The sequence below is a fragment of the Streptomyces sp. NPDC104096 genome (genome assembly GCF_055584385.1).
Genome location: NZ_JBVJMD010000002.1, coordinates 216,060 through 229,957 on the forward strand (window position 1 = coordinate 216,060; position 13,898 = coordinate 229,957).

At 68.8% G+C, this 13,898-nt stretch carries 12 protein-coding genes; 6 read left to right on the top strand and 6 right to left on the bottom strand.

What is annotated here, in order from left to right:
- Positions 1-319 precede the first annotated feature (319 nt).
- From rsmG to rpmH, 6 genes are all read right to left on the bottom strand, one after another.
- Positions 320-1,036: a 16S rRNA (guanine(527)-N(7))-methyltransferase RsmG gene (gene rsmG / locus ACZ60B_RS03425; RefSeq protein WP_469383798.1), complete on the bottom strand. Its 717-nt coding sequence runs from the start codon at positions 1,034-1,036 to the stop codon at positions 320-322.
- Between the two features lie 119 nt (positions 1,037-1,155).
- The gene (locus ACZ60B_RS03430; protein WP_469383799.1) at positions 1,156-1,668 is read right to left on the bottom strand and encodes a Jag family protein; all 513 of its coding nucleotides are present in this window, start codon (positions 1,666-1,668) and stop codon (positions 1,156-1,158) included.
- 15 nt (positions 1,669-1,683) lie between these two features.
- Entirely contained in the window at positions 1,684-2,985 is a 1,302-nt protein-coding gene (yidC, locus tag ACZ60B_RS03435; protein ID WP_469383801.1) for a membrane protein insertase YidC, read from the bottom strand.
- Positions 2,986-2,988: 3 nt separating this feature from the next.
- Positions 2,989-3,354 carry a membrane protein insertion efficiency factor YidD gene (yidD, locus tag ACZ60B_RS03440; RefSeq protein WP_351609118.1) on the bottom strand — a complete coding sequence of 122 codons (366 nt, stop codon included), beginning with the start codon at positions 3,352-3,354 and terminating at the stop codon, positions 2,989-2,991.
- On the bottom strand, positions 3,351-3,722 hold the full coding sequence (gene rnpA / locus ACZ60B_RS03445) for a ribonuclease P protein component (protein ID WP_351609121.1): 372 nt from the start codon (positions 3,720-3,722) through the stop codon (positions 3,351-3,353). The genes yidD and rnpA overlap by 4 nt, the downstream gene beginning before the upstream one ends.
- 19 nt (positions 3,723-3,741) lie before the next feature.
- Complete coding sequence (gene rpmH, locus ACZ60B_RS03450) at positions 3,742-3,879, bottom strand: 50S ribosomal protein L34 (protein WP_005482975.1); 138 nt, start codon at positions 3,877-3,879, stop codon at positions 3,742-3,744.
- Positions 3,880-4,258: 379 nt separating this feature from the next.
- Between rpmH and dnaA the strand changes: the two genes are divergently transcribed.
- From dnaA to gyrB, 6 genes are all read left to right on the top strand, one after another.
- On the top strand, positions 4,259-6,265 hold the full coding sequence (gene dnaA / locus ACZ60B_RS03455; protein WP_469383802.1) for a chromosomal replication initiator protein DnaA: 2,007 nt from the start codon (positions 4,259-4,261) through the stop codon (positions 6,263-6,265).
- 1,117 nt (positions 6,266-7,382) lie between these two features.
- Complete coding sequence (gene dnaN / locus ACZ60B_RS03460; protein WP_469383803.1) at positions 7,383-8,513, top strand: DNA polymerase III subunit beta; 1,131 nt, start codon at positions 7,383-7,385, stop codon at positions 8,511-8,513.
- A 171-nt stretch (positions 8,514-8,684) separates the two neighbouring features.
- Positions 8,685-9,560: a phosphogluconate dehydrogenase (NAD(+)-dependent, decarboxylating) gene (gnd, locus tag ACZ60B_RS03465; protein ID WP_469383804.1), complete on the top strand. Its 876-nt coding sequence runs from the start codon at positions 8,685-8,687 to the stop codon at positions 9,558-9,560.
- A 40-nt stretch (positions 9,561-9,600) separates the two neighbouring features.
- The gene (recF, locus tag ACZ60B_RS03470; protein WP_469383805.1) at positions 9,601-10,725 is read left to right on the top strand and encodes a DNA replication/repair protein RecF; all 1,125 of its coding nucleotides are present in this window, start codon (positions 9,601-9,603) and stop codon (positions 10,723-10,725) included.
- Positions 10,722-11,282: a DciA family protein gene (locus ACZ60B_RS03475; RefSeq protein WP_469383806.1), complete on the top strand. Its 561-nt coding sequence runs from the start codon at positions 10,722-10,724 to the stop codon at positions 11,280-11,282. Before recF ends, ACZ60B_RS03475 begins: the two co-directional genes overlap by 4 nt.
- A 505-nt stretch (positions 11,283-11,787) precedes the next feature.
- Positions 11,788-13,872 carry a DNA topoisomerase (ATP-hydrolyzing) subunit B gene (gene gyrB / locus ACZ60B_RS03480; protein WP_469383808.1) on the top strand — a complete coding sequence of 695 codons (2,085 nt, stop codon included), beginning with the start codon at positions 11,788-11,790 and terminating at the stop codon, positions 13,870-13,872.
- The last annotated feature ends 26 nt before the right edge of the window (positions 13,873-13,898 follow it).

A 13,898-nucleotide genomic window follows, 5' to 3' on the forward strand; every position in this document is an offset into this window, starting at 1 on the left:
TGAACCAGTGAGCCCTGGGGTTCTGTGGAGAAATCCACCTCTGTGGACAACTCCGTGCCCCCTACGAGGGACATCTCGGCCCTGGAGGCAGGGGCCTCGCTGCGGGATCCAAGCGGCTTACGGTCGCGGGGTTGGGCCGCGGCGCGGCCTCGGCTGATGATTCCGTGCAGCAGGGAGCGATGTTTCACGTGAAACACGATGCACAGCGGTTGCGGCCGGGCCTTCGCGACACTCCGGGCTGCGCAGACGGGGAAGCTTGTGTGGAGTAGGTCTCACCCTCACGAAGGATCAGAGACACTCATCACACTGGACTCCAGTACTAACGGCGCCGCCTCGTTCGGCTCGTCCGGGCAGCCTTCGCACGCTTCGCCGCGAACCGTACGCCGCCAGGGCTTTCCCCGACCTCGACCCGTACCACCGTGGACAGCGGGTCCACCACGCCCTCACCCACGTGCAGGATGGACGTCTCCACGGCACCGAGCTTGCTCAGCGCCGTCGCGGCGCTCTTGAGCTCCTCCTCCGCGGTGTCGCCCTTGAGTGCCAGCATCTCCCCGTACGGCCGCAGCAGCGGGATGCCCCAGGTGGCCAGCCGGTCCAGCGGAGCCACGGCCCGGGCCGTCACGACATGGACCGGCTGGACCTTGCCCATGACCTCCTCCGCGCGACCGCGGACAACGGTCACATGGTCGAGCCCCAGAAGCTCGACCACCTCGGTCAGGAAGTTCGTACGCCGCAGCAGGGGCTCCAGAAGGGTGATCTTCAGGTCCTCCCGCACCAGCGCCAGAGGGATGCCGGGCAGACCCGCGCCCGAGCCGACGTCGCACACCGTCACGCCATCGGGCACGACCTCGGAAAGCACCGCGCAGTTCAGCAGGTGCCTCTCCCACAGGCGGGGTACCTCCCGTGGGCCGATCAGGCCACGCTGGACTCCTGCCTCAGCCAGGAGCTCGGCGTACCGGACCGCATCATCGAAGCGATCGCCGAATACCTCACGCGCCTGTTCGGGCGCAGGGGGGAGCTCCGCTGCCTCCGTCACGGGGGACCGTCCTTCCGTACCGCATCGGCGCTCCGAGCGCCGACCACCAGAACCATCAGGCTGACAAAGATCGGCCCCGCCTGCGCAACAGACGGGGCCGGAGAGATGTACGTACCGAATCAGTTGGGCAGTACGACGACGAACCGCTGCGGCTCCTCGCCCTCGGACTCGCTGCGCAAGCCTGCTGCCTTGACCGCGTCGTGCACGACCTTGCGCTCGAAGGGGGTCATCGGCTTCAGCTTCACCGGCTCGCCGGTGTTCTTCGCCTCGGCTGCGGACTTGGCCCCGAGCTCGGAGAGCTCAGCACGCTTCTGCGCGCGGTACCCGGCGATGTCCAGCATCAGCCGGCTGCGGTCCCCGGTCTCCCGGTGCACGGCCAGGCGGGTCAGTTCCTGAAGAGCCTCGAGCACCTCGCCGTCGCGGCCGACCAGCTTCTGGAGGTCCCGGCCGCCGGCGTCGCTGATGATCGAGACCGAGGCGCGGTCGGCCTCGACGTCCATGTCGATGTCGCCGTCGAGATCAGCGATGTCCAGCAGACCCTCGAGGTAGTCCGCGGCGATCTCACCCTCCTGCTCCAGGCGGGACAGGGTGTCTGCACCCTCGACAGCGGCGGAGGTGGTGCCTTCCGTCACGGGATGGGCTCCTTCTTACTTCTTGGACGGGGACTTGGGGCGCTGCGGGCCCTTGCGCTGACCGGACTGGGCCCTGCTGCGGCTGCTGCCGGTACCAGGCTTCGCGGCGGGGTTCTTCGCGGCGGCGGGCTTGGCGTCCTCCGGAGCGGGCTTGGCGTCCTTCGGCTCGTCCTCGGACTTGCTCAGCGACGTCGTAGGCTGCTCGGTCTCGCTGGCCGGCTTCGTGACACCGGTCTGACGCTGCGCCTTGGTCTGACGCTTGGGCTGCTGCCGCTTGGCCGCGGGCGCGGCCGACACGCCGTCCTCGGTCTGGAGGGCGACCTGGCTCTCGGCCTTGGTCACGTTGCCGTCGGCCTGCGCCGCGAGGCCGGCCTTGCTCAGGCCGTTGATGAACTTCCGCTCGAACTCGTTGCGGTCGCGGCCCTTGGTCACGATGGCCTTGACGATGGCCTTCTCACGGCGGTTGCGGGTCTTGCCGTGGTTCGTGACGTGCTTGTGCAGGCGCTCCAGGTACGCGGCCTGGGCCTTGGAACCCGGGGTCGGGTTGTTGTGGATGACGTACATCTGCTGGCCCATGGTCCACACGTTGGTGGTCAGCCAGTAGACGAGGACACCGACCGGGAAGTTGATGCCGAAGACGGCGAACATGACCGGGAAGACGTACATCAGCATCTTCTGCTGCTGCATGAACGGCGTCTTGACCGTCGTGTCGACGTTCTTGGTCATCAGCTGGCGCTGCGTGTAGAACTGCGAGGCCGACATCAGAACGATCATGATCGCGGTGACGATCCGGACGTTGGTGATGTCAGCACCGAGCTGGGAGACCGCGGCCGCGCTGTCGGTGAACTTCGCGGCGAGCGGGGCGCCGAAGATGTGGGCCTTACGGGCGCTCGCGAGCAGCTGCTCGTCGATCACACCGATCGTCGTGCCGGTCGCGATGCCGTTGAGCACGTGGTACAGCGCGAAGAAGAACGGAGACTGCGCCAGGATGGGAAGGCACGAGGAGAGCGGGTTGGTACCCGTCTCCTTGTACAGCTTCATCATCTCTTCGGACTGGCGCTGCTTGTCGTTCTTGTAGCGCTCCTGGATCTTCTTCATCTCGGGCTGCAGCGTCTGCATGGCCCGGGTCGCCTTGATCTGCTTCACGAAGAGCGGGATCAGGCAGATGCGGATCAGGATCACCAGGGACACGATGGACAGGCCCCAGGCCCAGCCCGTGTCGGGGCCGAAGACCTTCCCGTACACCGAGTGGAACTGGACGATGACCCAGGAAACGGGTGTCGTGATGAAGCTGAAGAGGCTGGCAATCGTGTCCACTAATCATGCTCCTTGGACATGGGACGGGGTCTCTGCGGCCGGGCTCGAGGGGTGGTCGGACATCCCTTGTCCCTCGGTGGCCGGTTCGGCGGCGGAGGTCCCGCCCTTGCGTGCGCGCCATGCGTTGCGCAGCAGTTCGTGCCACCGCGGACGCTTGCGCGGCGGAACATGGTCCACGCCACCGAGCGACCACGGGTTGCACCGCAGGATGCGCCAGGCGGTGAGTGCCGTTCCCTTGATCGCGCCGTGCCGGTCGATGGCCGTATAGCCGTAGTGGGAGCACGACGGGTAGTACTTGCAGACCGGCCCCAGCAAGGGACTGATCGTCCACTGGTACAGCTTGATCAGAGCCAGCAGCGGGTACTTCATCGCGCGCCCCCTCCCAGCAGCCGCTGAACTGCGGCGTCCAGGTCTCGGGCCAGCTGTGCATGGTCGGCGTCGCCCGCTCCGGGCAGCGCTCTTACGACTACCAGGCTACCGGGGGGAAACAGGGCGACTCGGTCACGCATCAGATGGCGCAGTCTGCGCTTCACCGTGTTGCGCACGACCGCGCCACCCACGGCCTTGCTCACGACGAAACCCGCACGTGTCCGGGGAGCGCTCTCCCCAGGCGCGTGCGGGTCCGTGACACCGCTACGAAGGTGGACGACGAGGAGCGGGCGTCCTGCCCGGCGACCCCGTCGTACCGCGGCCGCGAAGTCCTCGCGCCGCCTCAGCCGATGCTCGGTAGGCAGCACGACGTCACGACCTGTGAAATCAGGCGGACAGGCTGGCGCGACCCTTGCTGCGGCGGTTCGCCAGGATCGCGCGACCGGCACGGGTGCGCATCCGCAGGCGGAAGCCGTGGGTCTTGGCGCGACGACGGTTGTTCGGCTGGAAGGTGCGCTTGCTCACTCGGGGGCTCCAGAAATCAATCGGTAGTTGCGGGGTGCCGTCCTGGCTGTCACCGTGCGCCCACGAGTAGCTCGCGTTACGCCCGAGTGCACCGCTTCCCGATCACCGAAACGCGATCTGTGCCCATCGGAGGCAGGCGGCAGCAGCCATCGACAACTCGACCTGGTTACGGTACGCGGGGCTGCGCCATCCGGTCAAACCGGGGCTCCCTGGGGGACACTATCCACAGGCTGGGGACAACAACTTGAACCACACCCGCTGCCCTGACTACCGTGGCTGACCTCCGATTCGTTCCCCTTGACCCCTGCCCCGCCCGATTTGAAATCCCGATCCGTCCCGCAAACACACCCGCGTGGGACCCCGTGAGAAAGCGTGCCCCGTGGCTGACGTACCTGCCGATCTTGCCGCAGTGTGGCCACGCGTACTCGAACAACTTCTCGGCGAGGGTCGCGGGCAGGGCGTCGAGGTCAAGGACGAGCACTGGATCCGGCGCTGTCAGCCGCTCGCGCTGGTCGCGGACACGGCCCTGCTCGCCGTACCGAACGAGTTCGCCAAGAACGTTCTCGAAGGACGCCTCGCCCCCATTGTCAGCGAGAGCCTGAGCCGCGAGTGCGGCCGTCCCATCCGGATCGCGATCACCGTCGACGACTCCGCCGGCGAGCCCCCGGCCCCGCCGGCGCCCCCCGCTCCGTCGCCCTCGCGCTACGAGGACCCCGAGTCCTCCTCCGGTCAGTACGAGGGATACGGCCGCCATCGCGCCGAGCCGTCCGCCCCCGCGCAGGGCGACCAGCGTTCCCACCAGCGCGGTGAGCAGATGCCCACCGCCCGTCCGGCCTACCCGTCCGAGTACCAGCGCCCCGAGCCCGGCGCCTGGCCGCGCCCGGCGCAGGACGAGTACAGCTGGCACCAGCAGCGTCTCGGCTTCCCGGAGCGCGACCCGTACGCCTCGCCCTCGCGTGACGCCTACGGCGCCCCGCAGGACTCCTACGGCTCCACGGGCCCGGACTCCTACGGCCCGCCCTCCCAGGACTCCTACGGCTCCACGGGCCCGGACTCCTACGGCCCGCCCTCCCAGGACTCCTATGGCTCCACAGGGCAGGACTCCTACGGCCCTCCGTCGGACTACCGCCCCCAGCCCATGGACCGGCCGTCCTACGACCAGCAGCGCTCCGACTACGAGTCGTCACGCCCGGACTACGACCAGCGCGACGCCGCCCGCCGCGACCTGCCCGAGCCGCCCGCCGGTTCCGGCCCTGCGCACCGCGGCGGCCCGGTCGGCTCCGGCCTGCCCGCCGCCGGCGCGCCCGGCCCGCTGGCGGCGAAGCCCGCGCCGGCGGCCGGGCCCGGTGAGCCCACCGCGCGGCTGAACCCGAAGTACCTCTTCGACACCTTCGTCATCGGCGCCTCGAACCGGTTCGCCCACGCGGCCGCCGTGGCCGTCGCCGAGGCGCCCGCGAAGGCCTACAACCCCCTGTTCATCTACGGGGAGTCGGGCCTCGGCAAGACACACCTGCTGCACGCGATCGGACACTACGCGCGCAGCCTGTACCCCGGCACCCGCGTGCGGTACGTGAGCTCCGAGGAGTTCACCAACGAGTTCATCAACTCCATCCGCGACGGCAAGGGCGACAGCTTCCGCAAGCGCTACCGCGAGATGGACATCCTGCTCGTCGACGACATCCAGTTCCTCGCGGACAAGGAGTCGACGCAGGAGGAGTTCTTCCACACCTTCAACACGCTCCACAACGCCAACAAGCAGATCGTGCTCTCCAGCGACCGGCCGCCCAAGCAGCTGGTGACCCTGGAGGACCGGCTGCGAAACCGTTTCGAGTGGGGTCTGATCACCGACGTCCAGCCGCCCGAGCTGGAGACGCGGATCGCGATCCTGCGCAAGAAGGCGGTCCAGGAGCAGCTCAACGCCCCGCCGGAGGTGCTGGAGTTCATCGCCTCGCGGATCTCGCGCAACATCCGTGAGCTGGAGGGCGCGCTGATCCGGGTGACGGCTTTCGCCTCGCTCAACCGGCAGCCGGTGGACCTGGGTCTGACGGAGATCGTCCTCAAGGACCTCATCCCCGGCGGCGAGGACTCGGCTCCCGAGATCACCTCGACGGCCATCATGGGCGCCACCGCCGACTACTTCGGGCTGACGGTGGAGGACCTGTGCGGCACCTCGCGCGGCCGCGCGCTGGTGACGGCCCGGCAGATCGCCATGTACCTGTGCCGCGAGCTGACGGATCTCTCCCTGCCGAAGATCGGGGCGCTGTTCGGCGGCCGTGACCACACGACGGTGATGCACGCCGATCGCAAGATCCGCAATCTGATGGCCGAGCGGCGCTCCATCTACAACCAGGTGACGGAGCTGACCAACCGCATCAAGAACGGCTGAGCGAGCGGCTGACAGGACGGGCCGTGAGGGCCGCCGACGACGCGCCGAGGGCGCCCCCGGGAGCAGATCCCGGGGGCGCCCTCGGCCGTTCCCTGCCGTGCGAGCGGCCCCCTCCGCCGTTCCCGGGCGTCTGCTCAACGGGCCCACCGAACCGGGTCCGTGGGCCTGTTGAGCCGGGTCCGACGGACCCGCCGAGCCGCTCACGGGGCCGTCGGACCGGGTCCGTGAGCCCGTTGGACCGGGTCCGTGGACCCGCCGAGCCGGCCGCGGGCCCGTCGCATCGGCCGTACGACCCCCGCTTCGGGGAGCGGGCCGGTCGTCGGCACGCCATCGACTGTTCGATTACTTGCGGGGTTACGGCCACTCTCCACAGATTGGGCGACTTTTTTCCGTCCACATCCTGGGGACCGGGAAGTTGTCCAGACGGTTTCCACAGGCGGCCCGGTTGAAGGAGCATCAGACCAGGTCAGGTGGTTGTGGATTCGTGGACGAAGGATCTCCACAGACTGTGGACAACCTGCCGGTCCACAAGCTGTGCACGAGGTTGTCCACCGACAACCCACAGGCTGGGGCTGCTTGTCCCCAGTGATCCCCGGCTTCTCCACAAGGCTGTCCACTGTTCGGCAACCCGTAGCCCCTGCTCACTGGGTCGAGTGAAAGGCGTCACACGAAGGTGCCGGGTTGGGCTGTGGGAAAGGCGGGTAAAGCTGGGGACGACGCTGGGGAGAAGTGGCCCCCGGCTGTGCACGGTGTGTGCAGAACTTTCTGTTCTCCACAGAAACCCCGAGTTGTCCACGGCCGTCACCCACAGGACCGGTGGATAAAAAATCGCCTCTGAGCTGCGAAAACGGGGTTATCCACGGTATCCACAGCCCCTACTACTACTCCCGACTAGAGAGAGCGAGAAATCAGCTTCGAAGGGGGTCCTGTGCACAACTCGCTCCTCGGTGCCCGGCTGCCCCTCGTCACGACTTGACCTCGATAGGCACCTACTGTCAGTGCCGTGCGTCAGACTGTTCCCCGGTGGCCCTCCCCGCCACGGGGACCGACGGCACCGAGACAGACGACGAAGGCCAGGCAGAGCGAGAAGCGCCGGCAACAGCAGGAGGCGGCAACGGTGAAGATCCGGGTGGAACGCGACGTACTCGCGGAGGCAGTGGCCTGGGCGGCGCGCAGCCTCCCGGCCCGTCCGCCGGCGCCGGTCCTCGCCGGCCTCCTGCTGAAGGCCGAGGAAGGCCAGCTCAGCCTGTCCGGCTTCGACTACGAGGTCTCCGCACGCGTGTCGGTGGAGGCCGAGGTCGAGGAGGAGGGCACGGTCCTCGTCTCCGGCCGGCTGCTCGCCGACATCTGCCGCGCCCTCCCCAACCGTCCGGTGGAGATTTCCACAGACGGTGTACGGGCGACGGTGGTCTGCGGCTCCTCCCGGTTCACCCTCCACACCCTGCCTGTGGAGGAGTACCCGGCACTTCCCCAGATGCCGAACGCGACGGGCACCGTCCCCGGCGAGGTCTTCGCCTCCGCCGTGCAGCAGGTCGCCATCGCGGCCGGCCGTGACGACACGCTGCCCGTCCTGACCGGTGTGCGCATCGAGATCGAGGGCGACACCGTCACGCTGGCCTCCACCGACCGCTACCGCTTCGCGGTCCGCGAGTTCCTGTGGAAGCCGGAGAACCCCGACGCGTCCGCGGTGGCCCTGGTGCCCGCCAAGACGCTCCTGGACACCGCCAAGGCCCTCACGAGCGGCGACAGCGTCATCCTGGCGCTGTCCGGCTCGGGTGCCGGCGAGGGTCTGATCGGTTTCGAGGGCGCCGGCCGTCGTACGACCACCCGGCTCCTGGAGGGCGATCTCCCGAAGTACCGCACGCTGTTCCCGACGGAGTTCAACAGCGTGGCCGTGATCGAGACCGCCCCCTTCGTGGAGGCCGTCAAGCGCGTCGCCCTGGTGGCCGAGCGCAACACCCCGGTGCGGCTCAGCTTCGAGCAGGGCGTGCTCATCCTGGAGGCCGGCTCCAGCGACGACGCACAGGCTGTGGAAAGGGTCGACGCCCAGCTCGAGGGCGACGACATCTCCATCGCCTTCAACCCGACGTTCCTGCTGGACGGCCTGAGCGCGATCGACTCCCCGGTGGCGCAGCTGTCCTTCACGACGTCCACCAAGCCCGCGCTGCTCAGCGGCAAGCCGTCGGTGGACGCCGAGGCGGACATCGCCTACAAGTACCTGATCATGCCGGTGCGGCTGAGCGGCTGACGGTTGTCCACAGCGTCCGCGGGCCCGGTGGACAACCGGCCCGCGGACGAAGCCACAGGTGAGGGCGTACGTATGAGCGGGTATGCCCACAGGTGTGCGTGAGCGTCCGGGTTTAGGGTCGGACACAGGTACGAAAGTGCCCTCGCCACACAGCAACCTAAGGAACAACTGATGGAGCTCGGTCTCGTCGGCCTCGGCAAGATGGGCGGCAACATGCGCGAGCGGATCCGCCGCGCAGGTCACACCGTCATCGGATACGACCGCAACCAGGACCTCGCCGACGTCCACAGCCTGGAAGAGCTTGTGGGCAAGCTCAGCGGCCCGAGGGTGGTCTGGGTGATGGTCCCGGCCGGTGCCGCGACCCAGGCCACGATCGACGAACTGGGCGAGCTGCTGGAGCCCGGTGACATCGTCGTGGACGGCGGGAACTCCCGCTGGACCGACGACGAGCAGCACGCGCGGGAGTTGGCGGCCAAGGGCATCGGCTTCGTCGACTGCGGTGTCTCCGGCGGTGTCTGGGGCCTGGAGAACGGCTACGCGCTGATGTACGGCGGTGACGCCGACGACGTCGCCAAGGTGCAGCCCGTCTTCGACGCCCTCAAGCCCGAGGGTTCGTTCGGCGCGGTGCACGCGGGCAAGGTCGGCGCGGGTCACTTCGCGAAGATGGTCCACAACGGCATCGAGTACGCCATGATGCAGGCTTACGCCGAGGGCTGGGAGCTGCTGGAGAAGGTCGACTCCGTCACGGACGTGCGCGAGGTCTTCCGCTCCTGGCAGGACGGCACGGTCATCCGGTCCTGGCTGCTCGACCTCGCGGTGAACGCCCTCGAAGAGGACGAGCACCTGGACGAGCTGAAGGGTTACGCACAGGACTCCGGCGAGGGCCGGTGGACCGTGGAAGCCGCCATCGACAACGCCGTGCCGCTGCCCGCGATCACGGCCTCGCTGTTCGCCCGGTTCGCCTCCCGCCAGGAGGACTCGCCGCAGATGAAGATGATCGCCGCCCTGCGCAACCAGTTCGGCGGCCACGCGGTCGAGAAGAAGTAATCCGCTACCCGAAGGATCTGGGGGAGGTCGGTACACGACCATGCACGTCACGCATCTGTCGCTGGCCGACTTCCGCTCGTACGCCCGGGCCGAGGTTCCGCTCGACCCGGGCGTCACCGCCTTCGTCGGCCCCAACGGCCAGGGAAAGACGAACCTCGTCGAGGCCGTCGGCTATCTGGCCACCCTGGGCAGCCACCGCGTCTCCTCCGACGCGCCGCTGGTCCGGATGGGCGCCGACCGCGCGATCGTCCGGGCCCAGGTCAGGCAGGGCGAACGGCAGCAACTGGTCGAGCTGGAGCTCAACCCGGGCAAGGCCAACCGCGCCCGTATCAACAGGTCGTCGCAGGTCAGGCCGCGTGACGTGCTGGGCATCGTACGGACCGTGCTGTTCGCCCCCGAGGATCTCGCACTGGTCAAGGGCGACCCCGGCGAGCGGCGCCGCTTCCTCGACGAGCTGATCACCGCGCGCTCCCCGCGGATGGCCGGCGTGCGCGCCGACTACGAGCGGGTCCTCAAGCAGCGCAACACCCTCCTGAAGTCGGCCGCGCTCGCTCGCCGCCACGGCGGCCGCTCCATGGACATGTCCACGCTCGACGTGTGGGACCAGCACCTCGCGCGCACGGGCGCGGAACTGCTCGCCCGGCGTCTCGACCTGGTCGCCGCGCTCCAGCCGCTCGCCGACAAGGCGTACGAGCAGCTGGCCCCCGGCGGCGGGCCGGTCGTCCTGGAGTACCGGCCGTCCGCGGCCGGGATCACCGGCCACAGCCGTGAGGAGCTCAACGACCAGCTGATGGCCGCCCTGGCCGAGGCCCGCAAGCAGGAGATCGAGCGGGGCGTCACCCTGGTGGGGCCGCAGCGCGACGATCTGCTGCTCAAGCTCGGGCAGCTCCCCGCCAAGGGCTACGCCTCGCACGGCGAGTCCTGGTCCTACGCGCTGGCGCTGCGACTGGCGTCGTACGAGCTGCTGCGGGCCGAGGGGAACGAGCCCGTGCTGATCCTCGACGACGTCTTCGCCGAGCTCGACGCCCGTCGCCGGGAGCGGCTGGCCGAGCTGGTCGCCACCGGTGAGCAGGTCCTGGTGACGGCCGCGGTCGACGACGACGTCCCCCATGTGCTGGCGGGCGCGCGGTACGCCGTGGCCGACGGGACGGTCGAGCGGCTGTGAGCGGCCAGGAACCGGCCCGCGAGAAGGACTCCGGGCAGATATCCGGGAAGACGCCCGAGCCCTCGGGTGTGGACCTCGCGCGGGTGGCGCTGCGGGCGGCCCGCGAGCAGGCACGCGCGCGCGGGGACGCGGCGCAGCAGAAGAGGCAGGCGCGCCGGGGCGGCGGTCTGCGTTCCGGGGCACGCGCCGACGGCCGTGACCCGATGGCGCTCGGCTCCGCGATCAGCCGGCTGCTCACCGAGCGCGGCTGGGAGACACCCGCCGCGGTGGGCGGGGTGATGGGTCGCTGGCCGGAGATCGTCGGCGCGGACGTGGCCAAGCACTGCGTTCCGGAGAAGTACGACGAGGACGAGCGGGTGCTGGTGGTGCGCTGCGACTCCACGGCCTGGGCGACGAACCTCCGCCTGCTCGCCCCGACGCTGGTGGCCCGGCTGAACGAGGACCTCGGACACGGAGCGGTGAAGCTGATCAAGGTGTACGGGCCCACCGCCCCCGTCCGCCGGTACGGTCCGCTGCGCGCTCCGGGCAGCACCGGCCCCGGTGACACCTACGGATGAGCCGGGAGTGATCGCGGGTCGGCCCGTGCCCGGTGGGACGGGCCGCCGCCGGCTTGCCTGAGGGCTCCGCGGGACCGCCCCGGGGCCGTTCCGCGCCGCCGCGAGCCCGATCCGGGGCCGATTCAGGGCCGGCCGGGGGTTGCGCGAGAGTGACTTACCTCACGTGATGCGGGTACACGGTGCTTTCGTCGTACGACCGCACACGGTTGCGAATTCTGATCCGACCCTTGAGTAGCAACGGGTTGACACCTCAAAGCGCTGAGTGCCGCTGTGAGCCTCTTGGAGCCCCCTTCCGTATATCGGGACCCGGAAGAGCCCGGTTCAGGGCGGCACATGCGGACTCAGGTACCGGCAAACCCCCATCACTGTCGGCGCAACCGGTAGACTGGAAGCAGATCCCGCCCCAAACGTGGGGACCGCCCGGGAGAAGCTGAGCAACGCTGATCAAGGCTTACCAACGCAACATGCCGCAGCCGCTCCGGCAACCTGCCGACGAGCCTGGCTCGTGCTGTGCCAGAAAGGGCGCTTCGTGGCCGATTCCGGCAACACCGACGAGAACATCCCGTCCACCGACGAAGGCACGAACGACGTGGCCACCCCCTCGGGCGGCGAGGTGACCGCCTCGTACGACGCCAGCGCCATCACCGTCCTCGAGGGTCTGGACGCGGTCCGCAAGCGACCCGGTATGTACATCGGCTCCACCGGTGAGCGCGGTCTGCACCACCTCGTGTACGAGGTCGTCGACAACTCCGTCGACGAGGCGCTGGCCGGGCACGCGGACACGATCGACGTGACGATCCTCGCCGACGGCGGTGTCCGCGTGATCGACAACGGTCGCGGCATCCCGGTGGGCATCGTCGCCTCCGAGGGCAAGCCGGCCCTGGAGGTCGTGCTGACCGTGCTGCACGCGGGCGGCAAGTTCGGCGGCGGCGGCTACGCGGTCTCCGGCGGTCTGCACGGCGTGGGCGTCTCGGTGGTGAACGCCCTGTCCAGCAAGGTCTCCGTCGAGGTCAGGACGGACGGCCACCGCTGGACGCAGGACTACAAGATGGGCGTCCCCACGGCGCCGCTGGTCAAGCACGAGGCCATCGAGTCGACCGGCACCTCGGTCACCTTCTGGGCCGACGCGGACATCTTCGAGACCACCGAGTACTCCTTCGAGACGCTCTCGCGGCGCTTCCAGGAGATGGCGTTCCTCAACAAGGGCCTGACGATCAAGCTCACCGACGAGCGCGAGTCGGCGAAGGCCACGGCCGGGGCGGACGAGGCGGGTGCGGACGAGAAGAGCGAGGTCAAGACCGTCACGTACCACTACGAGGGCGGCATCGTCGACTTCGTGAAGTACCTCAACTCCCGCAAGGGGGAGCCGGTGCACCCGTCGGTCATCGACCTGGAGGCCGAGGACAGGGACAAGAGCCTGTCCCTCGAGGTCGCGATGCAGTGGAACAGCGGTTACAGCGAGGGCGTGTACTCCTTCGCCAACATCATCCACACCCACGAGGGCGGTACGCACGAAGAGGGCTTCCGCGCGGCGCTCACCAACCTGATCAACAAGTACGCGCGCGACAAGAAGCTGCTGCGCGACAAGGACGACAACCTCACGGGCGACGACATCCGCGAGGGTCTGACGGCGATCATCTCGGTGAAGCTCAGCGAGCCGCAGTTCGAGGGCCAGACCAAGACCAAGCTGGGCAACACCGAGGCGAAGACCTTCGTCCAGAAGGCGGTCTACGAGCACCTCGCCGACTGGCTGGACCGCAACCCGGTGGAGGCCGCGGACATCGTCCGCAAGGGCATCCAGGCGGCCACCGCGCGCGTGGCGGCCCGCAAGGCGCGCGACCTCACCCGCCGCAAGGGCCTGCTGGAGTCGGCGTCGCTGCCGGGCAAGCTCTCCGACTGCCAGTCGAACGACCCCACCAAGTGCGAGATCTTCATCGTCGAGGGTGACTCCGCCGGCGGCTCGGCCAAGTCCGGCCGCAACCCGCAGTACCAGGCGATCCTCCCGATCCGCGGCAAGATCCTCAACGTGGAGAAGGCCAGGATCGACAAGATCCTGCAGAACCAGGAGATCCAGGCGCTGATCTCCGCCTTCGGCACCGGTGTGCACGAGGACTTCGACATCTCCAAGCTCCGCTATCACAAGATCATCCTGATGGCGGACGCCGACGTCGACGGCCAGCACATCAACACCCTGCTGCTGACCTTCCTGTTCCGCTTCATGCGGCCGCTGGTCGAGGCGGGCCACGTGTTCCTCTCCCGCCCCCCGCTCTACAAGATCAAGTGGGGCCGGGACGACGCGGAGTACGCGTACTCGGACCGGGAGCGCGACGCGCTGATCGAGCTCGGCCGGCAGCGCGGCAAGCGGGTCCGGGAGGACTCGATCCAGCGCTTCAAGGGTCTCGGCGAGATGAACGCCGAGGAGCTGCGCATCACCACGATGGACCAGGAGCACCGCGTCCTCGGCCAGGTCACCCTGGACGACGCGGCCCAGGCCGACGACCTGTTCTCGGTCCTGATGGGCGAGGACGTCGAGGCCCGGCGCCAGTTCATCCAGCGCAACGCCAAGGACGTCCGCTTCCTCGACATCTGAGTCGGTCTCAGCTGACCGCATCAGGA